The organism is Saccharothrix sp. NRRL B-16314 (assembly GCF_000716595.1).
Lineage (GTDB): Bacteria > Actinomycetota > Actinomycetes > Mycobacteriales > Pseudonocardiaceae > Actinosynnema.
This window is the reverse complement of record NZ_JNXC01000002.1, coordinates 169707-192039: the sequence shown is the minus strand read 5'-3', so window position 1 is coordinate 192039 and position 22333 is coordinate 169707. Positions and strand designations below refer to the sequence as shown.

The window sequence follows — 22333 nt, the reverse complement described above, 5'->3', positions numbered from 1 at the left end:
CACGCGCCCTGAACGTAGGACTCACGCGAGTGCGGCGTGAGTCCTACGTTCGTGCGGCGTGAGTCCTACGTTCGCGGGCCGTGAGTCCTACGTTCGGAACGGGTGAGTTCAACGTTCGGAACGCGTTGTCCGGGTGGACAGGGCGGTGTGGACGGCGGCCAGTTCGGTGCGGGCCGAACGCTCGGTCACGCGCAGGCCCAGGTTCGCGGTGAGGGTGACGGCCTCGGTGGCCAGGGTCTCCGCTTCGGCCGGCCGGTCCAGGAGGCGGCGGACGGACGCCAGGCCGACGAGGGCGCGAGCCTCACCGGGGAGGTAGCCGATCCGGCGTGCCTTCGTGAGGGCCTGCTGGAACTGCTCGTCGGCGGTGCGGAGCGAGCCCAGACCGCGGTTCGCGGACGCCATCACCACCAGCACGTTCGTGGTGATCCGCTGGTCGCCGTCCTCCCGCAACTCGGTCAACGCCTGGTCCGCCAGCGCCAGCGCCTCGGCGTGCTCGCCCAAGTCCAGCCGCACGGACGCGATCGTCTCCAACACCCGTGCGGTGGACTCCCGGAACCCCGCGTCGGTCGACAGCCGCAACGCCTCGGAGAGGTGGACGAGCGCGCGCTGCGGTTCCCCCATGACCTGCGACGCCACCCCGAGCAACGTCAACGCGGTGATCTCACTGGACCGCAGCCCGTGCCCCACGCTGATCGCCAGGGCCTCGGTCAGCAGGTCCGACGCCTCGGCCGGCTCGCCGGTCTCGATCGCCAGCACGCCCAACCCGATCAGCACACCCGCCTCACCCGACCGCGGCCCACCGGACTCGCGCTTCAACGCCAGGCACGTCTCCAGGTCGTCGCGCGCACCTTCCATGTCGCCGGCGTCCATCCGCACCACGCCCAGGCAGCTGCGCACCCCCGCCTCCGACGCCAGGTCACCGGACACCCGGTGCAGCTCGACCGCGCGCGTGTAGTGCGCGATGGACGTGGTGAACTCGCCGAGCCGCCAGTGCAACGTGGCCAGGTTCTGGTGCATCGCCGCCTCGCCAGCCAGGTCGCGCTGCTCGTGCGCCGCGTCCATCCCGTACCGCGCGGTCGACAGCCACTCGGTGACGTGCTTGCCGATCCACAGGTACCCGCGCAGCCCGTCGGCCAGCCGCCACGACACCGCGGCCGGCCCGCGCTCGGCCGCCGAACGGATCGCCGCGGTCAGGTTCGCCCGCTCCGCGTCCAGCCACGCCCGCGCCTGCGCCGCCGTCCCGATCCGCGGCAACCGCACCGCCCGCGCGACCGGCGCGGGCAGCCGCATCAGGTCGGGGTACAGCAGTTCGGCGCAGTGGTCCACCGCCCGCACGTAGAACTCCAGCACCCGAACCCGCGCCGCGCCGACGTCCGGCTCGGCGTCCGCCACCTCGGCGGCGAACCGCGCCAGCTCGTCGTGGAACGCGTACCGACCCGAGCCGGAACGCACCAGCCGCGCCCTGGTCAGCTCGTCGAGCAGCGCGGCGGCCTCCGACACCGGCAGGTCCGCCGCGTTCGCCGCGACCTCGGCGGTGAAGTCCGGCCCCGGCACGACGCTCAGCAACGCGAACAACCGGCGTGCGGCGGGTGGCAGCGTGGCGTGCGCGAGTTCCAGCGGACCGCGGTCGCCCAGCCGTTCCAGGTACCGCGACACCGAGCCGCCGCCGACCGCCGCCGCCGCGATGCCCAGCGTCAACGGCAGGTGCCGGCACCGCCGCGCCAGCTCCTCCGCCGGCTGCCCGGACCGCCGCAGCAGGGCCAGCGACTCGTGCGGCTCGAACACGTCAAGCCCCACCCGGCGGGCGCCGTCGACGGCGATCAGGCCGCGCAGGTCGTCCCGGCTGGTCACCAGCACCGGGCAGCTCGCCGCACCGGGCAGCAGGGGCCGCACCTGGTCGGGCGCGACGGCGTTGTCCAGCACCAGCAGCATCCGCCGGCCGGTCAGCAACGACCGGAACAGCGTGCTCTGCTCGTCCACGTCCACCGGGATCTGCTCCGGCGGCACGCCCAGCGCCCGCAGGAACCGGGTCAGCGCCTCCACCACCGGCATCGCCGGCCCGGACGCGCCACCACGCAGGTCCACGTACAGCCGCCCGTCGGGGAACCGGTCGCGCAACCGGTGCGCCACGTGCACCGCCAACGCCGTCTTGCCCACCCCCGGCACGCCCGTCAGCGCCACGATCGGCACGGCGGTGCGCGGCCCGTCCGGCGCGACCAGCCGGGAGATCCGGTCCACCAGCGCGGTCCGGCCGACGAACACCGGCACGTCCGGCGGCAGCTGGTCCGGTCCGGGGTCGGTGCGCTCGGCGGGCGCGGCCAGGCTCGGGTCACCGACCAGGATCGCCTGGTGCAGCTCCCGCAGCGCCAGCCCGGGTTCGACGCCGAGCTGGTCGCCCAGCATCCGGTCGACCCGGCGGAAGGCCTCCAGCGCCTCGGCCTGCCTGCTGCCCCGGTACAGCGCCACCATGAGCTGCGCCCAGAACCGCTCGCGCAGCGGGTGGTCCGCGGTCAACGACCGCAGCACCGGGACCAGCCGCTCGTGGTTGCCCAGCGCGAGCTCGACGTCGTTGCGCTCCTCGTGCACCACCAGCAGCCGCTCGGCCAGCCTCGGCACGGTGCTGTCGCGCAACGCGTCCGACGGCACGTCCGACAGCGCCGGACCGCGCCACAGCGCCAACGCCTGCGCGTACAGCTCGGCCGCGTCGGCGAGGTGGCCGGACTGCGCGGCCTGACGGGCGAGGCCGGCGGTGGTGGTGAACCGGTGCACGTCGACCTGTTCGGGTGGCACGACCAGCCGGTAGCCGTCCGAGGTGGTCCGGATCAGGGACGGGTCGCCGAGGAGTTGCCGGAGCCGCATGACGTAGGTCTGCAAGGTGCCGCGCGTGCGTGCGGGAGGGTCGTCACCCCACAGGTACGAGACCAGTTCGCCAATTGGGACGACCCGTCCGGCGCGCAGCGACAACGCGGCCAGCAGCGCACGGTGCTTGCCGGCCCGCACCGACACCGGCTCGCCGTGTATGCGCACTTCAAGGGGGCCGAGAAGGCCGAACCACGGCCCTGCGCCCATCCGTTTGCGTCCCCTCGTTCCGCCTCCCCGGGTACAGCCTAGGACCGGCGCTGACGGCACGAGTCACCGCCGCGTCAGCGATACGACAGCGCGTTCCTGCACTCTTGGAGATGTCCCGGTTGGGGGACCGGGACAACAGGACTTCTCGGGTCCGCGTCATGCGGATACGCGATCACTGGGGGTCGAGTGGCCCGCACCGATCAGGTGCGGGCCACTCGTCTTATGTGCGCCCAGAGCCGGCGGGGGCCGGGACCTCAGCCGGCGTAGATGGCGTCGATGTCCTGCTTGTAGGTGCTGGCCACGACCGAGCGGCGCAGCTTGAGGCTGGGGGTCATCTCGCCGCCCGCCTCGGTGAAGTCCACCGGCAGGACGCGGAACTTCCGGATCGCCTCCGCCTTGGACACCGCCAGGTTGGCCTCGTCCACCGCGGCCTGGATCTCGCCGCGCAGCGTCTCGTCGTCCACCATCTCCGCCACGGTCGCCGACGTCGGCTTGCCGTGCTGCTCCTTCCACGTCGGGAAGAACTCCGGGTCGATCGTGATCAGCGCGCCGATGAACGGCTGCGCGTCGCCGACGACCATGCACTGGCTGATCAGCGGGTGCGCGCGGAGGCGGTCCTCGAGGACGGCGGGCGAGACGTTCTTGCCGCCGGCGGTGACGATGATCTCCTTCTTGCGGCCGGTGATCTTGACGAAGCCGTCCTCGTCCAGTTCGCCGAGGTCACCGGTGTGGAACCAGCCGTCCTCCAGCGCCTCCGAGGTGGCCTGCGCGTTGTTCCAGTAGCTGCGGAACACGATGTCGCCCTTGATCAGGATCTCGCCGTCCTCGGCGATGCGCACCGACGTGCCGATCATCGGCCGGCCCACCGTGCCCACCCGGAACGCGGCCTTGGTGTTGACGCTCGCCGCCGCGCTGGTCTCGGTCAGGCCGTAGCCCTCCAGCACCGGCACGCCCACGCCGCGGAAGAAGTGGGCCAGGCGTTCGCCGAGCGGAGCGCCGCCGGACACCGCCGCGATGCACCGGCCGCCGAGCGCGGCCTGGAGCTTGCTGTAGACGAGCTTCGAGAACACCGCGTGCTTGATCTTGAGCCCGAGGCCCGCGCCGCCGGTGTCCTGCGCCTCGCTGTACTGCACCGCGGTCGCCTCGGCGGCGTCGAAGATCTTGCCCTTGCCCGCCGCGTGCGCCTTCTGCTTCGCGCCGTTGTAGACCTTCTCGAACACCCGCGGCACGGCCACCACGAACGTCGGCCGGAACGACTGGAGGTCCGGCACCAGGTTCTTCACGTCCCAGGTGTGCCCCAGCGTGACCCGCGTGTACACGCCCGTCACCGACAGGGAGCGGGCCAGGATGTGCGCCAGCGGCAGGAACAGCAGCAGCGAGTTGCCCGCCCGCATGAGCTCGGGGAACGCCGCGATCCCGCCGCGCACCTCGGCCAGCAGGTTCCGGTGGGTCAGCTCGCAGCCCTTCGGGCGGCCCGTGGTGCCGGAGGTGTAGACGATCGTCGCGGTGTCGTCCGCGCTGACCTCCTTGCGCCGGGCACGGGCGTCGTCGTCGGACACCGAGGCGCCCAACGCGGTCAGCTCGTCGATCGCGCCCGCCGCGTCACCGGAGGGGCCGTCGATCTGCCACACGTGCCGCACCTCGGGCAGGCCCGCCACCACCGAGTCCACCGTCGCGCGGTGGTCGGAGGTCTCCACGAACACGGCCTTGGCCGCGGAGTCGGACAGGATCCACTCGACCTGCTCGGCGGAGGAGGTCTCGTAGATCGGGACCACGATCCCGCCCGCGTGCCAGATGGCGAAGTCGAGCAGGGTCCACTCGTAGCGGGTCTTGGACATCAGGCCGACCCTGTCGCCGACCTGGAGACCCGCCGCGACCATGCCCTTGGCCAGGGCCAGCACCTGGGCGGCGAAATCACGGGCGGTGACGTCCACCCATGTCCCGTCCACGCGGCGGCGGAAGCTGACGGCGTTGCCGAAGCGCTCCGCGTTCGCCCACACCATGTCGGTGAGGTTCTCCTCGGCAGCCACAGTGGCGGTGGCGGGGACGCTGAACTCGCGCACGTCGACCTCCGGACGATTCGTTTGTTACCGGTGGGGAAACTTAGCCTGTGATTCCGGCGATACACCAGGCTGGTGGGCACTTCCGTAACCGTGTCGTGGCACTCTTCCCATCCGTGCCCAGTGTCGACGTCGTGGACGAGACGTTCCTCGCAGTGCCTCCGGACGTGGTTGCCGCCGCCTTCGCGCCGCCCGTCGCCTGGGCGGAATTCTGGCCCGACCTCACCCTCGACGTCTACGCCGATCGGGGCAGTGAGGGGTTGCGCTGGACGGTGGCGGGCGCGTTGGTCGGAACGATGGAGGTCTGGCTGGAGGCCGTCATGGACGGCACCCTGCTGCACTACTTCCTCCGCGCCGACCTGCCCGGAAACGCCTCCGACCAGCAGGTCCGGCGCGAGGTGCGCCGCCGCCAGCTGGCCGCCAAGGAGGTCTCGCTCGGGCTCAAAGTGATCTTGGAGGCCGGCCGGCCTCCCGGCGTACCGCCCCTCCTGCCGTAGATTCGGGTCTCGTGCGGGTTCACGTCGTCTCGGACGTCCACGGCAACGCGGAGGCACTGGCCCGCGCCGGGGACGGTGCCGACGCGCTGGTGGTGCTGGGTGACCTGGTCGACTTCGTCGACTACTACGACCACGGCAAGGGCATCCTCGGCCGGGTGTTCGGCGCGGAGAAGGTCGAGGTGTTCGCCCGGCTCCGGCGGGGCAGGCTCGGCGCCGAGACGGTCCGCTACATGCGGTCGCTCTGGGAGAGCCTGGACAACGCCGCCGACGTCGTCCAGGAGGCGATCGTCGAGCAGTACACCGAGCTGTTCGGGGCGATGAGCGCGCCCACCTACGCCACGCCGGGCAACGTGGACAGCCCCGAGCTGTGGCCGAGGTTCGCCCGCGACGGCCTGCACGTCCTGGACGGCCAGTCCGTCGACATCGGCGGGCTGCGGTTCGGCTTCGCGGGAGGCGCGCTGCTGCACCCCGGTTTCGTGCCGAACCGGCGCGGTCCCTGGCGGCCCTACCTGCGCACCGAGGACGAGTTCGGCGCGGCGTTGGCGGGCCTGGGCGAGGTCGACGTGCTGTGCACCCACGTGCCGCCGGCGGTGGCCGAGCTGACCTACGACGTGGTCGCCCGCCGACCCGAGCTCGGCTCCGCGTCGCTGCTGGAGGTGATCGAGCGCGACCGGCCGCGCTGGTCGGTGTTCGGGCACGTGCACCAGCCGATGGCGCGCCGGGTGCGGGTCGGCTGGACCGAGTGCGTCAACGTCGGCCACTTCCAGCGCAGCGGCACGCCCCACGTCCTGCGTTGGTGAGCGGATCTACCGGGTAGCCTCCCCGCATGGCCGACGAGTCCACCCAGTCCATCGTCATCGACGCGACGCCCGAGGAGATCGTGGCGGTCATCGCCGACTTCGACGCCTACCCCCAGTGGGCCAACGGCGTGAAGCGCACCGAGGTGCTGGAGACCGGGGCGGACGGCCGCGCGGCCCAGGTCAGGTTCAACATCGACCAGGGCCCGATCAAGGACGAGTACGTCCTCGCGTACGACGAGTGGTCCACGAAGAAGATCTCGTGGCACCTGGTCAAGGGCCAGATGCAGAAGTCGCAGGAGGGCAGCTACGCGCTGACCCCCAAGGGCGGCTCGACCGAGGTCACCTACACGCTCTCGGTGCAGTTGATCGTGCCGATGATCGGCCTGTTCCGCCGCAAAGCCGAAAAGATGATCATGGACACCGCGCTCAAGGAGCTCAAGCGGCGGGTGGAAAACGCTGGATGAGCGCCCGCCTGCTGCTCTTCACCGGTAAGGGCGGGGTCGGCAAGACGACCTTGGCCGCCGCCACCGCCACCGCGCTCGCCGCCGGTGGCCGCAAGGCGCTGGTCGTGTCCACCGATCCGGCGCACTCGCTCGGCGACGCGCTGGGCGTGCCTCTGTCCGGTCACGTCACCGAGGTCGAGGGCAGCCTCCACGCGGCCCAGGTCGACCCGCGCGCCCTCGTCGACGACGCCTGGCGCGACCTGCGCGGACACCTGCGGACCGTGCTCGCGGGCGCGGGCGTTGACGAGCTGGACGCCGAGGAGCTGACCGTCCTGCCCGGCGTCGAGGAGCTGCTGGCGCTGTCCGAGGTGCGCCGGCTGGCGAACGGCGGACCGTGGGACGTGGTGGTCGTCGACTGCGGTCCGACCGCCGAGACGTTGCGCCTGCTGGCGCTGCCCGAGGCGTTCGCCTCCTACCTGGAACGGCTGTTCCCGACCCACCGGCGGGTGGTGCGCGGGCTGCTGGCCGGTGTCGCGGGCAGCGGCACGGCCGAGAAGTGGGACGCCACCGCCGACGCGTTGGGCAGGCTCGCGGAAGACCTGGACCAGCTGCGCGGCTTGCTGACCTCGCCGTCCACCAGCGTGCGGCTCGTGCTCACCCCGGAACGGGTGGTCGCGGCGGAGACCAGGCGGACCGTGACGGCGCTGGCGCTGCAGGGCATCCGGGTGGACGGCGTGATCGCGAACCGGGTCGTGCCCGATCCGGGCGCGGACCGAGGTGCGGCGGCCGAGTGGCTGCGCACCCGGCGGACCGAGCAGGACGCGGTGCTCGCGGAACTGGGCGACCTCGGGTCCGTGCGCACGGTGGAGCACCGGGCCGCCGAACCCGTCGGCACGACCGCGTTGCTGGACGTCGCCGACGGCCTCTACCAGGGGCGTGACCCGCTGGAGGGCTCTGACGCCGACGACGGGCCACTGCTGGAGGTGGTGCGGTCCGGCGAGCAGGAGTACACGCTGCGCATCGCGCTGCCGGTCGGCGACTCGTCACTCGACCTGGCACGGGTCGGCGACGACCTCGCCGTCACCGTGGACGGCAGGCGCCGGCTCGTCGCGCTGCCATCGCTGCTCAAGCGCTGCGTGGTGACCGGCGCGGAGCTGGACGACACCGGGTTGGCGGTGCGATTCGCACCCGACCCCGACCTGTGGATGCGGTGAGGCACGTGGACTCGAAGCTTGCCGAGGAGCTGCGCCTGCTGCTCGACGCCGCCGCCGAGCGGGCGCAGCCGTGGCTGCACCGGATGGCCGCCGAGGGCGAGCACGACACCCGGAGCTGCGGCTGGTGCCCGTTGTGCAACGCGGTGGCGCTTGCCCGCGGCGACCGGTCGGAGCTGGCCGCGAAGGCCGCCGAACACGTGGCCGGGCTGATCGCGGTGCTGCGGGCGGCGTTGGCCGAGCCGGTGCCCACCCCCGCCGACTCCGGGGAAGAGGCGAGGAAGCCGCGCGTCCAGCACATCCCGGTGGTGCGGCGCGACAAGGGGTCGCAGTGCTGACTGTCGGCGTCGACGTCGGCGGGACGAGCGTGCGGGCCGGTGTGGTCGACGGCGACGGCGCGGTGCTCGACACGGCGCGTGCCGCCACGCCCAGCGGCGAAGAGGCGCTGGAGGAGGCGATCGGCGCGGCCGTCGCCGAGTTGGCGGGCCGGCACGACGTGGCCGCGGTCGGTCTGGCGGTCGCCGGGTTCGTCGCGTCGGACCGGATGACCGTGCGGTTCGCGCCGCACCTCGCGTGGCGGCAGGCGCCGGTGGCCGAGCGGATCTCGCAGCGCGTCGGCCTGCCGGTGGTGCTGGAGCACGACGCGAACGCCGCCGCGCTGGCCGAGCACCGGTTCGGCGCGGCGCGCGGGGCGAAGATCGCCGCCCTGGTCGCGATCGGCACCGGGATCGGCGGCGCGCTGTTGATCGACGGCCAGGTGTTCCGCGGTGCGCACGGCGTCGCGCCCGAGCTGGGGCACCTGCGGCTCGTGCCGGACGGGCGGCCGTGTCCGTGCGGCAAGAACGGCTGCTGGGAGCGGTACTGCAGCGGCACCGCGTTGAGCACGACGGCGATCGAGCTGCTGGCCCGGCACCCCGGCCTGTCGACCGTGCTGGCGCGGGAGGCGTTGGGCGATTCGCGGGCGGTCACCGGGCGGCGGGTGGCGGGCGCGGCGCGGGACGGCGACCCGTTGGCGCAACGTGCGATGGCCGACCTGGCGCGGTGGCTGGGCGAGGGGTTGGCGCTGGTCGCGGACGTGTACGACCCGGAGGTCGTGGTGATCGGCGGTGGGGTGTCGGAGTCCGCGCCGCTGTTCCTGGACGACGCGCGGGAGCGGTACGCGGCCGTGGTGACCGGAGCCGGGCACCGGCCGTTGGCCCGGATCCGGACGGCCCAGCTCGGCGACGACGCCGGGATCGTCGGGGTGGCGACGCTGGCGCGTGACGTGGCCGGCCACACTGCGCGCAACGGACGACCCCGGTGACCTGCACCGGACATTCGACGGCTTGCTCCGCGTAGCATCGCGGCATGCGCACCTCCGGCGCCGCGGCAGCCTTCCGGAGACTGAGGCCGCGCGACACGCACGCGGGCCCTGGGGTGACCCCGTGATGTCCGGATGAGTGTTCGAACGGGTGCGGCGCGTGATCACGCCGGCTACTTCCACGAGACCGCCTTCTACCGCGGTGACGACGACTTCCGGTCGATCGTGGCGCCGTTCGTCCAGGACGGTGTGGCGGCCGGCGAGCCGGTCGTCGTGGCGTGCCACCCGGCCAACGAGCGGCTGGTCCGGGACGTGGTGGCCGACGACGCCGGTGTGGTCTTCCTGGCCGGCCCGGACCAGTACGAGCGGCCGACCGAGGCGATCCTGGGGTACCGGAAGCTGTTCGCCGAGTACGCGGGCGCGGCGCAGATCCGGGTGGTGGGAGAGGTGCCGCACCCCGGCGTCGGCGTGCGGTGGGACTGGTGGTCGCGGTACGAGGCGGCGGTGAACGAGGTGTTCGCCGAGTTGCCGCTGTGGGGGCTGTGCCCGTACGACCTGCGGACCACGCCCGCGTCGGTGCTGGCGGACGTCCTGCGCACCCACCCGCACGTGATCGGGCCGGACGGCACCCACCAGCCGAACCCGCGCCACTCGCCGTGGACGTTGCCGCCGACCGTGCCCACCGCGCTCGAAGCGGACCCGCCGGTGGTCGAGCTGACCGACCCGGCGCCCGCGGAGGCCCGTCGGGCGGTGACCGCGGCCTGCGCTGCCACCCGTTTGACCCGGGACGACGTGGACGACCTCGTGTACGCGGCGAGCGAGGCCGTGACCAACGCCCTGTGCCACGGCAAGCCGCCGGTGACGCTGCGCGCGTGGGTCGCACCCGCGCAAGCCCTGGTCGCCGTCAGCGACCGCGGCAACGGCCCACCGTCCCCGACCGCGGGCCTGATCCCCACCAGCCACACGTCGACGGCCGGGGTCGGCCTCTGGCTGACCCACCGCACGTGCCGCGACGTGACCATGACCCGTGACCCGAACGGCTACACCATCCGCCTCACCGCCGGCCCCCACCTCCCGTGAGTCCTACGTTCCGGCCCCGTGAGTCCTACGTTCGGAACGCGTGAGTCCTACGTTCGGAACGCGTGAGTCCTACGTTCGCGTCCCCCGAGTTCAACGCTCAGAACGACCCAGGCCTGCCGGCCGTGTTCCGAGCGTTGAATTCGGGGGTTCTGAACGTAGGACACGGGGGTTCTGAAGGTACGACTCACGGGTACTGAACGTAGGACTCACGGGGGGTTAGAGGACGGCGCCGTCGTCCCAGCCGGAGTCCGGCGGTTGGGTGTTGCGCATCCGCAGGATCAGCCAGCCGGCGCCCGAGCACATCACGACCAGAGACAGCGGCGTGCCGATCGTGCCGGTCAAGCCGAACAGCCCCGGCGCCAGCAGCAGCACGACACCCAGCACGATCAGCGCCAACGCCGCGATCGTCCCCCGCCGCAACGCGGGCAGCGGTGGCGGCTCCGGCGGCACGTAGTGGTCGTTCGGGTCGTCCGACTCGGCGTCCGAGTCGACGTCGTCACCGTCAGGGCCGTCCTCGACCGTGGCCACGGCCGGCTGCCCTTCGGGGCGCAACGGCCGGACGGGCTCCGCCTCGTCGCCTTCGTCCGGTTCGACCTCGTCGGACCACGCCCGCGTGCCGACGCCTTCGCGTTCCAGGCCCGCCACGATCTCGGCGAAGGTCGCGTCCACGTCCTCCGGACCGTCGGTCGAGTCGCGTCGGGAGTTCATCGGCGTGCTCCAGCCCTCCGGTCGTGAAGGCCAATCCTCTGGCAGGTTCCATCGTCCCACGAGCCCGTTGTGTTGCGGATTACGGCAGCCGGTGGACGTTGGGACCGTACCGCGTTCGCGTGCGTGTTCGTTGTGTGTTGTGCCGTCGGCTCCGTAGGCTGGCGTCGGGGATCAAGCTCGTCGAGGAGGCGCTCCCAGCGGTGCTCTACTGGTTGATGAAACACATCTTTCTCGGGCCGCTCCTGAACCTGTTCTTCCGACCCCGGATCATCGAGGGCGCGGAGAACATCCCGAAGGAGGGTGGCGCGATCCTGGCGAGCAACCACCTCGCGGTCTCCGACTCGTTCTTCCTGCCGTTGAAGCTGTCCCGCCGGGTCACCTTCCCCGCCAAGATCGAGTACTTCACCGGCAAGGGCCTCAAGGGCACCCTGCAACGCTGGTTCTTCTACGGCGTCGGCCAGGTCCCGATCGACCGGTCCAGCGCGTCGGCCGCCCAGGGCGCGCTCGACACGGGCGTGCGGATCGTGCGCGAGGGCAAGCTGCTCGGCATCTACCCCGAGGGCACCCGCTCGCCCGACGGCCGGCTGTACAAGGGCAAGGTCGGCGTTGCCTGGATCGCACTGGAGTCCGGCGTGCCCGTGATCCCCGTCGCGATGTTCGGCACGGACAAGGCCAACCCCATCGGCTCGCGGATGTGGAAGCCGTACCCGATCCGGATCAAGATCGGCAAGCCGCTGGACTTCTCCCGGTACGAGGGCCTGTCCGGCGACCGTTTCGTGCTGCGGTCCATCACCGACGAGATCATGTACGCCCTGATGGAGCTGTCCGGCCAGGAGTACGTCGACGTGTACGCGGCCAAGGCCAAGGAGGACCAGGGCGCCCCACGGCCCGCGAAAGCGGTCGATCGGCTGCCCGAGACGAAGGCGGGCTGATCCGGCACCTTAGGGTGGTGGGGTGCGGTTCTTCTACGACTGTGAGTTCATCGAGGACGGGGTGACGATCGACCTCGTCTCCATCGGAGTGGTCGACGAGGAAGGCCGCGAGTTCTACGCCGTGTCCACCGAGTTCGATCCGGCGAAGGCCGGTCCGTGGGTGCGCGCCAACGTGCTCAACCAGCTGCCGTCGCCCGCCGACAAGGCGTGGCGCAGCCGTGAGCGGATCCGGAACGACCTGCTCGACTTCCTCGGCGGCGCCAAGGCCAACCGGGACGACATCGAGCTGTGGGCGTGGTTCGCCGCCTACGACCACGTGGCGTTGGCGCAGCTCTGGGGTTCGATGCCGGCCCTGCCGCGCTGCCTGCCCCGGTTCACCCGTGACCTGCGCCAACGCTGGGAGGACGTGGGCAAGCCGTACCTGCCGCCCGCGCCCGCCGACGCGCACGACGCGTTGGCCGACGCGCGGCACAACCTGGAACGGTGGAAGGTGATAGAGACCGAACGGCTGCGCAAGGGTTTCGCGGTCCGGTAGGTGGACCCTCGCTTGCTGCACCGATCCAGGGCGTGTCAGTCTTGGGTGACCCACGCCACGAGAAGAGATTGGCTAAGCAAATGCGCATTGGTGTGCTCACCGGCGGTGGCGACTGCCCCGGCCTCAACGCGGTCATCCGCGCTGTGGTCCGCAAGGGCATCGAGGCCCACGGCTGGGAGATCGTGGGGTTCCGGAACGGGTGGCAGGGGCCGATCGAGAACCTGACCAAGCCGGTCGGGCTCGGTGAAGTCGAGGACATCCTCACCAGGGGCGGCACCATCCTCGGCTCCTCGCGCACCAACCCCTACAAGGTCGAGGGCGGTGTCGACCGGATCCGCGAGAACCTCGCGGCCAACAACGTCGACGCGCTGATCGCGATCGGCGGCGAGGACACCCTCGGCGTCGCGAAGCGACTGACCGACGACGGCATCGGCGTCGTCGGCGTGCCGAAGACCATCGACAACGACCTGGGCGCGACCGACTACACGTTCGGCTTCGACACGGCCGTGCACATCGCCACCGAGGCGATCGACCGGCTGCGCACGACGGCGGAGTCGCACCACCGTGCGCTCGTCGTCGAGGTCATGGGCCGGCACGCGGGTTGGATCGCGCTGCACTCGGGCCTGGCCGGCGGCGCGAACGTCATCCTGGTGCCGGAGAAGCAGTTCAGCGTCGAGAAGGTCGTCGAGTGGGTGGAGCGGCGCTTCGAGCGCCAGTTCGCCCCGATCATCGTGGTCGCCGAGGGCGCCATGCCCGAGGGCGGCGCCGAGGTGCTGCACTCCGGTGAGAAGGACGCGTTCGGCCACGTGCGGCTGGGCGGCATCGGCACCTGGCTGGCCGAGGAGATCGCGGAGCGGACCGGCAAGGAGTCCCGCGCGGTCGTGCTGGGCCACGTCCAGCGCGGCGGCATCCCGACCGCCTACGACCGCGTGCTCGCCACCCGGTTCGGCCTGCACGCGGTGGACGCGGTCGCCGAGGGCGACTTCGGCGTCATGGTCGCGCTGCGCGGCACGGAGATCGTCCGGGTCAAGCTGGCGGAGGCGACGGCGGAGCTGAAGACCGTTCCGGAGCACCGCTACGCCGAGGCCGAGGTCTTCTTCGGCTGATCTTCCCGTCGACAAGAGCCCCCGGCGCCGTGGTGCCGGGGGCTCTTCGTCGTCCACAGCCTGGTCGCGTCACTTCTTGGCGTAGTCGGTCAGGCCGGTGAAGTCGAGCATCACGCAGGTCTCGTTGCCGACGGTCCAGGCGTCGTGGCCCGGTTCGATGGCGACCGCCTCACCCGGCCCGGCTTCGGCCTCCTGCCCGTCGTCCATGACGACGTGCATCCGGCCGGACAGCACGTACCCGGTGTGCGCCGCCTGGCAGGACGCGGTGCCCGCGATGGGCTTGACGTCCTGCGACCACCGCCAGCCGGGTTCGAACTCTGCTCTGCCGACCGTGGCGGGGCCGACGTTGACCAGGTCGACGTGGCCGTGCGGGAACTGCCGCACCTCGTCGGGATCGGTGAAGTCCTTCGCCGCTAGCACGGACATCGTCGTTCTCCTCTCGGTTTCGTCTGCTCGTGTTCGCCGGTTCGCGCTCGTCAGCCCTGCACGACGGGGTAGATCTCGTCCGCCACCAGACCGTGCGCCTCGCGGTGGACCCGGTGCGCCGACTCCGCGTCCGGGGCTTCGACCAGGCAGAAGGCCTTGCCGTCCTTCTCGTCGACCCAGTAGTTGAGGTACCGGACGCCGTACTGGTCCTGCGTCCGGAGGTCGGCGGCGTGTGCGTCGGCCACGTCCTTCGGCCCGGCGCCCTCCGGCAGGTGGTTGTGCACGTCCATGAACAACATCGTGTGCTCCTGATTCGGTCGGGGGTCGGCACACGCTAAGCCGGGCGGCGTTCCCAAACCGTTCCCACGGCGCTTCCGCGGCGGCGGACGTAGGGTGCCGCCATGCCGGCCACCTGCCAGGTGCGCGTCATGGGCAGGTTCTCCGTCACCGTCGACGGCAGGCCCGTCCCCGGCAACGTGTGGCGCAACCGCCGGGCCGCGGACGTGGTGAAGCTCCTCGCGGTGGAACCGGATCACCGGCTGCACCGCGAACAGGTCATGGACCGGCTGTGGCCCGACCTGCCGGTGGACGCGGCGGGGGCGAACCTGCGCAAGGCGGTGTTCTACGCGCGGCGGGCGCTGGGGCGCGCCGACGCGGTGCGGTGCGAGGGGCGGCTGCTGACGCTGTGGCCGGTCGGCGTCCTCGACGTCGACCTGGACCGGTTCGAGCGGGCCGCCGACGCCGCGCTGGCCTCGGGCGACGTGACCCGGTGCGCGCTCGTCGCCGCCGAGTACCACGGTGGTCTGCTCGCCGACGACCGCTACGAGTGCTGGGTGGCGGAGCCGCACGAGAAGGTCGAGGGCCGGTACGTCGCGCTGCTCAGGGCCGCCGGCGACTGGACGCGGCTGCTGGAACTGGACGAGACCGACGAGCAGGCGCACCGCGCGGTGATGCGGCGCCACCTCGCCGCGGGCAACCGCCGTGAGGCGTTGCGCCAGTTCGAACGGCTGCGCCGCGCGCTGCGGGAGCGGATCGGCATCGGGCCCGACGCGGAGACCATCGCGCTGTACGAGTCTGCGCTGACCGTGGACGCAGCGGAGCCGCCGTCGCCGGCGCAGCGAGCGGCCGTGGCGCTGGCCAACGGCCTGGTCGCGTTCGGGCGGCGCCACCTCGCCGAGGCCGAGCGGCTGGCCAGGCAGGTGCGGGTGCTGGCGCTGGACGCCGACCTCGGGCACGAGCTGGGGGAGGCGTCGACCCTGCTCGCCCTCGTCGCGCACGCCCGCGGCACGTGGCACCGGCTGTTCCGGGAGGAGTTCTCCGACTCCGTGCGGCACCTGACGCGGCCGGAGGTCTACGACGCGCACCTGTGCTTCCAGGAGTTCCACCTCTACGGGCCGGACGGGCACGAAGGCGCGGAGGCGTACGGCCGCGACCTGCTGGACATCGCGTCACGGGCGGGTTCCGCGGCGGGCCGCGCGTTGGCCTACCTGCTGCTCGGCGAGTTCGCGTTGCTGTCCGGGCACCTCGACACCGCCGTGACCACCCTGCGGGACTCGCTGCGGGAAGCCGAACGCGCCGGGTGCGTCTCGGCGCAGTCCCTGGCGCTGGAACGCCGTGCCGAGGCGGAGGTCCGCCGGGGCGACCGGGCCACCGCCCGTGCCGACCTGGACCGCGCGCTCCCGCTGGCCCGGTCGTCGGGCATCCCGTCGCACCTGGTGATCCGCGTGCACGGGGTGCGAGTGCTCGCCGCCGACAGCCTCGGCGGTGCGCTCAGCGCGATCCGGGAGGCGGAGCGGTGGCTCGCCGCCGCGCCGCACGTGTGCGATCCGTGCTCCATGAACTTCCGCATCGCGGCGGCGACGGCGTGCGCGTGCGCGGGCAGCCCGAGCCGGGCCCGGCCGCACGTCGCGGAGGCGGAGCGGATCAGCGGGCTGTGGCAGGGCGGCCCGTGGTCGGCCGCGTTGTGGGAGGTGCGCGCGGAGGTCCGGCGTGCGGAAGGCCAGCGCGCGCAGGCGGCGGCGTTGTTCCTAGAAGCGGCCGAGGGGTTCGCGGCGATGCGCCGACCGCTGGAGCAGCGCCGGTGCCTGGCCGCCGCTGCCGCCTGCCTGCCGACGGGCCTCAGCGGTCGGTGAACGCGCCGAGGTGGAGGTAGGCGGCGAAGGTGCCGAGCCAGTGCTCGGCGTAGTAGCCGTGGCCGAAGACGTAGGTGAGGCCGGCTTCGCGGTGCGCGTCGGCGGCGGACCGGGCCAGGTCGGCGTAGCGGTGGCCGGCCGGCAGGGCGGCGGCGAGGGAACGCCACTGCCAGGCGCGGGACAGGGAGAGGCCGACGAGGTGCGAGCCGTACGCGTCACCGGGGTCGTCCACCGGCACGGGCTCGCGCAGCACCTTCCACCGCGCCTCCTCCAGGTTCGGCAGGAACGCCTCGAACCAGGCGGTGAACTCGTCGGCCGGCAGCACCCGCCGCACCAGGTCCGCCTCGGTCAGCGCGGGGGACAGGAAGTCCGCCGCGTCCGGCTCGAACCCGCCGTACCCGACGTCGTCGCGGTGCCACCGCAACGCCGCCTCCGCGCACGCCGAGGCCAGCTCGTCGTCACCGACAGCGCGCGCTGCGTCGAGCACGAGCCCGGTGGCGAACGCGGTGTTGCCGTGCGTGCCGGACCGGTTCGGCAGCCGCGCGCCGGCGACCTTGGCGAGATACCGGTCACGCAGGACCGTGCTCAACGGCCGCAGCGCCGCCGCCCACGGCGAACCCCAGGTGCGGAGTTCCGCATCGAGCACCAGCAGCCACGCCCACCCGTAGGGGCGCTCCCAGAACCCGCCGGAGGGACCGTCGAAGTACGCCGCCTCGGTCTCCGCGTGCTCGGCGGTGATCAGCGAGTCCAGCGTCCGACGGGCCTGCGCCGCACCTTCGACCTCCGGCCGCAGCCGCAGCACCCGGGCCGCCAACCAGGTCTGATGCACGCACGAGTGCCAGTCGAACGACCCGGCGAAGATCGGGTGCAGCACCCTCTGCGGCACCAGGTCGGCGTCACCGGAGATCACGTGCGACCAGTGCGCCGGGTAGTCCCGCCGGACGTTCTCCACCGCGGTCGTGAGCAGCCTGGCCGCCGTGTTGTCATCCATCCGGGTGTCGGGCATGCGCCACATCATGCACAGCCGGACCCGTGCCCGTCCCGAGGTGTGGACAGCTATCTTTAACGTGTGAACTGGACCGTGGACGTGCCCGTGGACACGCTTCCCGAGCTTCCGCCCCTCCCGCCTGAGATGCGCACGCGACTGGACGACGCGCTGGAGCGTCCCGCCGCTCAGCAGCCCGAGTGGCCGGACGCCGAGCAGGTGCGCCGGGTGCGCGCCGTGCTGGAGAGCGTGCCGCCGATCACCGTGCCGGCCGAGATCGACCGGCTGAGCGCCAACCTGGCCGAGGTCGCCCGCGGCGAGGCGTTTCTGCTGCAGGGCGGCGACTGCGCGGAGACGTTCGCGGACAACACCGAGCCGCACATCCGCGCCAACATCCGGACCCTGCTCCAGATGGCCGTCGTGCTCACGTACGGCGCCAGCCTGCCGGTGGTGAAGATCGGCCGCATCGCGGGCCAGTACGCCAAGCCGCGCTCGTCGGGCATCGACGCGCTCGGCCTGCCGTCCTACCGTGGCGACATCGTCAACTCGCTGGTCGCGACGCCCGAGGCGCGCGTGCCGGACCCGTCCCGGATGATCCGCGCCTACGCCAACGCGGGCGCGGCGATGAACCTGCTGCGCGCCATGACCACCGCGGGCATGGCCGACCTGCACAAGCTGCACGACTGGAACAAGGACTTCGTCCGCCAGTCGCCGGCGGGTGAGCGGTACGAGGCGCTGGCCGGCGAGATCGACCGCGGCCTGCGGTTCATGTCGGCGTGCGGCGTGAACGACGCGTCGCTGCACACCACCGAGATCTTCGCCTCGCACGAGGCGCTGCTGCTCGACTACGAGCGCGCGCTGCTGCGCTTGGACACCAACGGCGACCAGCCGCGGCTGTACGACCTGTCGTCCCACTTCCTGTGGATCGGCGAGCGGACCAGGCAGCTGGACGGCGCGCACATCGCGTTCGCCGAGCTCCTGTCCAACCCGATCGGCCTGAAGATCGGCCCGTCGACCACGCCGGAGATGGCGGTCGAGTACGTCGAGCGGCTGGACCCGCACAACCAGCCCGGTCGGCTCACGCTGATCAGCCGGATGGGCAACGGCAAGGTGCGCGACGTGCTGCCGCCGATCGTGGAGAAGGTCACCGCCTCCGGCCACCAGGTCATCTGGCAGTGCGACCCGATGCACGGCAACACGCACGAGGCGTCCACCGGCTACAAGACCCGGCACTTCGACCGGATCGTGGACGAGGTGCAGGGCTTCTTCGAGGTGCACCGCAGGCTCGGCACGCACCCCGGCGGCATCCACATCGAGCTGACCGGCGAGGACGTGACCGAGTGCCTGGGCGGCGCCCAGGAGATCTCGGACATCGACCTGGCGGGCCGCTACGAGACCGCCTGCGACCCGCGGCTGAACACGCAGCAGTCGCTGGAGCTGGCGTTCCTGGTCGCGGAGATGCTCCGCAGCTGACCACGCCGGCGCGAGAGTGACGAGTGGCCCCCGACTCCAGGAGTCGGGGGCCACTGTCGTGCCAAGCCCTCTACACGGCGATCACCGTGATCGTCGTGTCCTTGGGGACGCGCTCGCCGCCACGGACGGACTGGTTGACGACGCGGGCCCTGTCGCGGTTGTTGAACTGGACGTCCACCTTGAGGCCCGCCTCCTCCAGGATCTTCTTCGCTTCCTTGAGCGACTTGCCCTCGACCTGCGGCACGGTCACCGCGTTGGACAGCACGACGGTCACCGTGCGGTTGGTCGCCGGGAGGTTCGAGCCCGCCTGCGGGTCGGTGCGGACCACCTTGCCCGCGTCGACCGCCGCCGAGAACTCCGCCGGACCCTCGACCGGGTCGAAACCGGCCGCGCTGAGCTCCGCGAACGCCTCTTCCTTCGTCTTGCCGGTCACGCTCGGCACGGGCTTGGGCTCGGAGCCCTTGCTCAGCACGACGACCACCGTCGAGCCGATCGGCACCGGCGTGCCGGGCGCGGGCTTCAGCGTCACCACCTTGCCCTTGGGCACGCGGTCGCTGAACGCGTCCTCGGCGGGGTTGAGCTGGGGCTTCAGCCCGATCGACGCGATCTCGCGCTCGGCTTCGGCGACCTCGACACCGCTTTTGACCTGCGGCACCACCGGCTTGCCCGCGGACACCACGATCCGCACGTGGTCACCCTGCATCGCCTCGGTGCCGGCCGCCGGGTCGGTGCTGATCACCTGCCCGGCGGGCACGGTGTCGCTGTTCTCGGTCTTCTGGGTGGACTTCAGCGAGGCCCCGTCGAGCTGCGCGATGGCCGTGGACAGCTCCTGCCCGACCAGGTTCGGCACCTTCGTGACGCGACCGACCGCGAACCACCAGCTGGTGAGCCCGACGAGGATCGCGGCGACCACCACGACGCTGATCCACGTGACGAACTGCCGCTTGCTGCGCGCCCGCATCTCTTCGTGCAGCTGCTCGGGCGTCTTCTTCTTCGGCGGTCTCTTCGGCCGCACGCGGGCCGGCGGCCGGGGCGCCTCGGGGAGGTGCGCCATCGGGTTGGGTGCGACGGCGCTGGGTGCCAGGAGGTTGGGGGCCATGGGGCTGGGTTCGGACGGCGGCGCGAGCAGGTCCGCCCGCGAGATCGCCTTGGTGCCCTGAGGGCCGGTCAACGGCGGCACGAGCGGGTTCGGCCGGTGCACGGGCACGGTCGGCTCGGCGAACGGCACGCCCGCGCCCACCCGCACCGGTTCCACCCGCAACGTCTGCTCGGCCGGGCCCGGCGGCGCGGGCACGTGCGCCGTCGGCTGATCCGCAGGCTCGACCGCCGGTGCCGCCGCCGGTGCCGCGGCGGGCACCGGCACGTCCACGGTGGCCAGCCCGAGCACCGCCCGCGCCGTCTCCACCTCGGACAGGAACGAGTCGGCGTCCGCGGGCCGCAGGAACGGCTCCTTGCGGGTCGCCCGGCGGACCAGCTCGGCCACCGCCGGTGGCACGTCCGGCACCGGCGGCACCTCGTCGTTCACGTGCCGGTAGGCCACCGAGATGGCGTTGTCGCCGACGTACGGCGGCGTGCCGGTCAGCATCTCGTACAGCAGCACGCCCGCCGAGTACACGTCGCTGCGCGCGTCCGTGGTGCCCGTCGTGACCTGTTCGGGTGAAAGGTAGGCGACTGTGCCCAGGATCATGGTGTCGCTGGTCACGCCGGCGGTCGACACCGCCCGGACCAGACCGAAGTCGGCGACCTTGACCGTGCCGCCCGGCCCGATGAGGACGTTCTCCGGCTTCACGTCCCGGTGCACGAGGTCGGCCCGGTGCGCGGCGGCCAGCGGCGAGAGGATCTTCTCGATCACGGTCAGCGCGAGCGGCACGTCCAGCTTGCCGCGGGCGGTCATGAGGTCGCGCAGCGTGCCGCCCTCGACCAGTTCCATCACCAGGAAGACCCGGTCCTCGTCCACGCCCTGGTCGTGCACCTGCACCACGCCCGGGTGGTGGAGCTTGGCGGCGGCCCGCGCCTCGCGCTCGAACCGCGCGACGAACTGCGGGTCCGCGGAGAACCTGGGGTCCATGACCTTGATGGCCACGGCGCGCTCCAGCCGGGTGTCCACACCGCGGTACACGGTGGACATGCCGCCCCGCGCCACCAGGGTGCCGACCCGGTAGCGTTGTTCGAGCAGCCCGCCGATCACGTTCGTCGCCGACCTTTCCACAGCCGTGGATCGTACGGTGGGGTGGTGCAGACCGATGCTGTGCGCCGGAGCATCCCATGCGTGCTTGTGGGATCTGCGTCAAACCCCGGTTAAACAGGGGGTGTCCGGCGAGTGCGAAGGTGCCCTCCACGATATCGAACGCTTGTTCGATAGTCGGAGCGGCGCGCGGACCACGGCCGCAGGCGACCTCCAGGACGATCACCCCGCCGTTTTCGACGCCCGATCAGGGCGGCTCGCCGGTGCGACCCGGACCGTTCGGCGCGGCGCGGCGGGCGGCGACCTCCGGCACCGACGTCACCCCCGGTTAAGGGCCAGTGTCCGAAAGGCGACCCGCGGGTGTACGCCCACCACCCGGTTGGCGCAGGGCGTCGTTCACGTCGTTGTGGCATCGTGACGCAGGTGAGTGCGATTCCTGCCGCTGCGGATGTGCTGGCTCCCGACCTGGAGGTCCTGCCTCTACCCGAGGTCGCCGAGCGTCTTGCCCTACCGATCAACCGTGTCCACCAGTTGCTGCGCGACGGTCAACTGCTCGCGGAGCGCCGGAACGGTCTCCTCGTCGTCCCCGCCGCGTTCCTCGCTGCCGGAGGCGTCGTCAAGGGGCTGCCTGGCACCGTCACGGTGCTGCGCGATTCCGGCTTCTCGACCGAAGAGATCCTCCGGTGGCTGTTCACCGAGGACGAAACCCTCCCCGGCACGCCCATCGAGGCGTTGCGCGGCGACCGCGGCCGTGAGGTGAAGCGCCGGGCACAGGCCCTGGGTTTCTGACGAGCCACGCACCACCCACTACGACCGGCGACGTCCGGGCGGTCCTGACCGGGCCGCCCGGACGTCGTGCTTCGCCCGGAGGTCGTGCTCCGCGGTGATGTCGGCCGTCCGCCCGGCGGACTTGATCGTTCCGCCACCCGGGTGGCGTCCCCTGTGCCAGACTCCGGCCGTGTTCCTCCGTGTAGTCCGCATCGTGCTCATCGTCGCCGGTTTGGCGCTGCTCGGCATCGGCGCGTCCGTGTTGTCGGACACCAGTTCGACGAACGGGAGCATCAACGCGGTCTGGGTCTGCGAGCCCGAGCGCCCGTCGTCGACGAGCGTCAAGTGCCAGATCCGCCAGGGCTCCTTCACCGGACCCGGCAGCAGCGAGGTCCTCGACTACCAAGTCCTGCTGCCGGTCGGGCTCGGGCTCATCCTCGCCGCCATCGCGCTCGGGCAGTTCGAGCGGCCCAAGGAGGCAGCCGCACAAGGGCGACCTCCGGTCCCGTCCGGGCCGCCGCACCACGGGCCGCCGCAGACCGGACCGCAGGTCGGGCCGCCGCACCCGGGACAGCCGGGGTGGGCCGGGCAGCCCGGGGGACCGCCGCAGCACTACTGACCGG

Annotated in this window: 21 protein-coding genes; 14 read left to right on the top strand and 7 right to left on the bottom strand. The window is 72.1% G+C overall.

Translation table 11 applies throughout. The features are described from left to right. Window positions 1-108: 108 nt before the first annotated feature. Window positions 109-3069 carry an AfsR/SARP family transcriptional regulator gene (locus tag OQ02_RS05820; protein ID WP_081915415.1) on the bottom strand — a complete coding sequence of 987 codons (2961 nt, stop codon included), beginning with the start codon at window positions 3067-3069 and terminating at the stop codon, window positions 109-111. Window positions 3070-3323: 254 nt separating this feature from the next. Continuing rightward, the gene (locus OQ02_RS05815; protein ID WP_033437213.1) at window positions 3324-5132 is read right to left on the bottom strand and encodes an AMP-dependent synthetase/ligase; all 1809 of its coding nucleotides are present in this window, start codon (window positions 5130-5132) and stop codon (window positions 3324-3326) included. Window positions 5133-5245: 113 nt separating this feature from the next. Here OQ02_RS05815 and OQ02_RS05810 point away from each other — a divergent pair, with 113 nt between their 5' ends. The 7 genes from OQ02_RS05810 to OQ02_RS05780 all read left to right on the top strand — a co-directional run bounded on the left by OQ02_RS05810 (window position 5246) and on the right by OQ02_RS05780 (window position 10460). After that, window positions 5246-5626 (top strand): polyketide cyclase / dehydrase and lipid transport, encoded by a 381-nt coding sequence (locus tag OQ02_RS05810; protein WP_231499889.1) that lies wholly within the window; start codon window positions 5246-5248, stop codon window positions 5624-5626. A gap of 11 nt (window positions 5627-5637) precedes the next feature. Then, window positions 5638-6426, top strand: a complete 789-nt coding sequence (locus OQ02_RS05805; protein ID WP_033437212.1) for a metallophosphoesterase family protein — start codon at window positions 5638-5640, stop codon at window positions 6424-6426. A 26-nt stretch (window positions 6427-6452) separates the two neighbouring features. Then, window positions 6453-6890 (top strand): SRPBCC family protein, encoded by a 438-nt coding sequence (locus OQ02_RS05800; RefSeq protein ID WP_033437211.1) that lies wholly within the window; start codon window positions 6453-6455, stop codon window positions 6888-6890. Beyond that, complete coding sequence (locus tag OQ02_RS05795; protein WP_033437210.1) at window positions 6887-8083, top strand: ArsA family ATPase; 1197 nt, start codon at window positions 6887-6889, stop codon at window positions 8081-8083. Before OQ02_RS05800 ends, OQ02_RS05795 begins: the two co-directional genes overlap by 4 nt. Window positions 8084-8088: 5 nt before the next feature. After that, window positions 8089-8418: a hypothetical protein gene (locus tag OQ02_RS05790; RefSeq protein WP_033437425.1), complete on the top strand. Its 330-nt coding sequence runs from the start codon at window positions 8089-8091 to the stop codon at window positions 8416-8418. Then, window positions 8412-9383, top strand: a complete 972-nt coding sequence (locus OQ02_RS05785) for an ROK family protein (protein WP_033437209.1) — start codon at window positions 8412-8414, stop codon at window positions 9381-9383. Before OQ02_RS05790 ends, OQ02_RS05785 begins: the two co-directional genes overlap by 7 nt. Before the next feature lie 132 nt (window positions 9384-9515). Then, window positions 9516-10460: a sensor histidine kinase gene (locus OQ02_RS05780; RefSeq protein WP_033437208.1), complete on the top strand. Its 945-nt coding sequence runs from the start codon at window positions 9516-9518 to the stop codon at window positions 10458-10460. 216 nt (window positions 10461-10676) lie between these two features. On the opposite strand, the gene OQ02_RS05775 is transcribed toward OQ02_RS05780, so the two are convergent. Continuing rightward, the gene (locus OQ02_RS05775; RefSeq protein ID WP_033437207.1) at window positions 10677-11168 is read right to left on the bottom strand and encodes a hypothetical protein; all 492 of its coding nucleotides are present in this window, start codon (window positions 11166-11168) and stop codon (window positions 10677-10679) included. A 200-nt stretch (window positions 11169-11368) separates the two neighbouring features. Between OQ02_RS05775 and OQ02_RS05770 the strand changes: the two genes are divergently transcribed. From OQ02_RS05770 to OQ02_RS05760, 3 genes are all read left to right on the top strand, one after another. After that, window positions 11369-12100: a lysophospholipid acyltransferase family protein gene (locus OQ02_RS05770; protein WP_033437206.1), complete on the top strand. Its 732-nt coding sequence runs from the start codon at window positions 11369-11371 to the stop codon at window positions 12098-12100. 22 nt (window positions 12101-12122) lie between these two features. Further along, window positions 12123-12635, top strand: a complete 513-nt coding sequence (locus OQ02_RS05765; protein WP_033437205.1) for a polyadenylate-specific 3'-exoribonuclease AS — start codon at window positions 12123-12125, stop codon at window positions 12633-12635. An 80-nt stretch (window positions 12636-12715) separates the two neighbouring features. Then, window positions 12716-13741, top strand: a complete 1026-nt coding sequence (locus OQ02_RS05760) for a 6-phosphofructokinase (protein ID WP_033437204.1) — start codon at window positions 12716-12718, stop codon at window positions 13739-13741. 69 nt (window positions 13742-13810) lie between these two features. On the opposite strand, the gene OQ02_RS05755 is transcribed toward OQ02_RS05760, so the two are convergent. Then, the gene (locus OQ02_RS05755; protein ID WP_033437203.1) at window positions 13811-14167 is read right to left on the bottom strand and encodes a cupin domain-containing protein; all 357 of its coding nucleotides are present in this window, start codon (window positions 14165-14167) and stop codon (window positions 13811-13813) included. A 50-nt stretch (window positions 14168-14217) separates the two neighbouring features. Further along, window positions 14218-14466 (bottom strand): DUF4242 domain-containing protein, encoded by a 249-nt coding sequence (locus OQ02_RS05750; protein WP_156076897.1) that lies wholly within the window; start codon window positions 14464-14466, stop codon window positions 14218-14220. A gap of 102 nt (window positions 14467-14568) precedes the next feature. On the opposite strand from OQ02_RS05750, the gene OQ02_RS05745 reads away from it, so the two are divergent. Beyond that, window positions 14569-16299 (top strand): AfsR/SARP family transcriptional regulator, encoded by a 1731-nt coding sequence (locus OQ02_RS05745; RefSeq protein WP_033437202.1) that lies wholly within the window; start codon window positions 14569-14571, stop codon window positions 16297-16299. On the opposite strand, the gene OQ02_RS05740 is transcribed toward OQ02_RS05745, so the two are convergent. Beyond that, entirely contained in the window at window positions 16286-17305 is a 1020-nt protein-coding gene (locus OQ02_RS05740) for a DUF2891 domain-containing protein (RefSeq protein WP_033437201.1), read from the bottom strand. The two genes, OQ02_RS05745 and OQ02_RS05740, sit on opposite strands and share 14 nt — an antisense overlap. A gap of 63 nt (window positions 17306-17368) precedes the next feature. Here OQ02_RS05740 and OQ02_RS05735 point away from each other — a divergent pair, with 63 nt between their 5' ends. After that, window positions 17369-18757: a class II 3-deoxy-7-phosphoheptulonate synthase gene (locus OQ02_RS05735; RefSeq protein WP_033437200.1), complete on the top strand. Its 1389-nt coding sequence runs from the start codon at window positions 17369-17371 to the stop codon at window positions 18755-18757. Between the two features lie 70 nt (window positions 18758-18827). Here the strand turns inward: OQ02_RS05735 and OQ02_RS05730 are convergent, their stop codons facing one another. Further along, window positions 18828-20966 (bottom strand): Stk1 family PASTA domain-containing Ser/Thr kinase, encoded by a 2139-nt coding sequence (locus OQ02_RS05730; RefSeq protein WP_033437199.1) that lies wholly within the window; start codon window positions 20964-20966, stop codon window positions 18828-18830. A gap of 399 nt (window positions 20967-21365) precedes the next feature. On the opposite strand from OQ02_RS05730, the gene OQ02_RS05725 reads away from it, so the two are divergent. Next, window positions 21366-21731 (top strand): Rv2175c family DNA-binding protein, encoded by a 366-nt coding sequence (locus tag OQ02_RS05725; protein WP_033437423.1) that lies wholly within the window; start codon window positions 21366-21368, stop codon window positions 21729-21731. A gap of 169 nt (window positions 21732-21900) precedes the next feature. After that, complete coding sequence (locus tag OQ02_RS05720) at window positions 21901-22329, top strand: hypothetical protein (protein WP_156076896.1); 429 nt, start codon at window positions 21901-21903, stop codon at window positions 22327-22329. The last annotated feature ends 4 nt before the right edge of the window (window positions 22330-22333 follow it).

What these genes read in the sequence shown, in the direction of transcription:
- OQ02_RS05820 (WP_081915415.1), bottom strand. Translation starts at nt 3,069, where the DNA reads ATGGGCGCAGGGCCGTGGTTCGGCCTTCTCGGCCCCCTTGAAGTGCGC.
- OQ02_RS05800 (WP_033437211.1), top strand. Translation starts at nt 6,453, where the DNA reads ATGGCCGACGAGTCCACCCAGTCCATCGTCATCGACGCGACGCCCGAG.
- OQ02_RS05795 (WP_033437210.1), top strand. Translation starts at nt 6,887, where the DNA reads ATGAGCGCCCGCCTGCTGCTCTTCACCGGTAAGGGCGGGGTCGGCAAG.
- OQ02_RS05780 (WP_033437208.1), top strand. Translation starts at nt 9,516, where the DNA reads ATGAGTGTTCGAACGGGTGCGGCGCGTGATCACGCCGGCTACTTCCAC.
- OQ02_RS05775 (WP_033437207.1), bottom strand. Translation starts at nt 11,168, where the DNA reads ATGAACTCCCGACGCGACTCGACCGACGGTCCGGAGGACGTGGACGCG.
- OQ02_RS05760 (WP_033437204.1), top strand. Translation starts at nt 12,716, where the DNA reads ATGCGCATTGGTGTGCTCACCGGCGGTGGCGACTGCCCCGGCCTCAAC.
- OQ02_RS05755 (WP_033437203.1), bottom strand. Translation starts at nt 14,167, where the DNA reads ATGTCCGTGCTAGCGGCGAAGGACTTCACCGATCCCGACGAGGTGCGG.
- OQ02_RS05750 (WP_156076897.1), bottom strand. Translation starts at nt 14,466, where the DNA reads ATGTTGTTCATGGACGTGCACAACCACCTGCCGGAGGGCGCCGGGCCG.
- OQ02_RS05745 (WP_033437202.1), top strand. Translation starts at nt 14,569, where the DNA reads ATGCCGGCCACCTGCCAGGTGCGCGTCATGGGCAGGTTCTCCGTCACC.
- OQ02_RS05740 (WP_033437201.1), bottom strand. Translation starts at nt 17,305, where the DNA reads ATGCCCGACACCCGGATGGATGACAACACGGCGGCCAGGCTGCTCACG.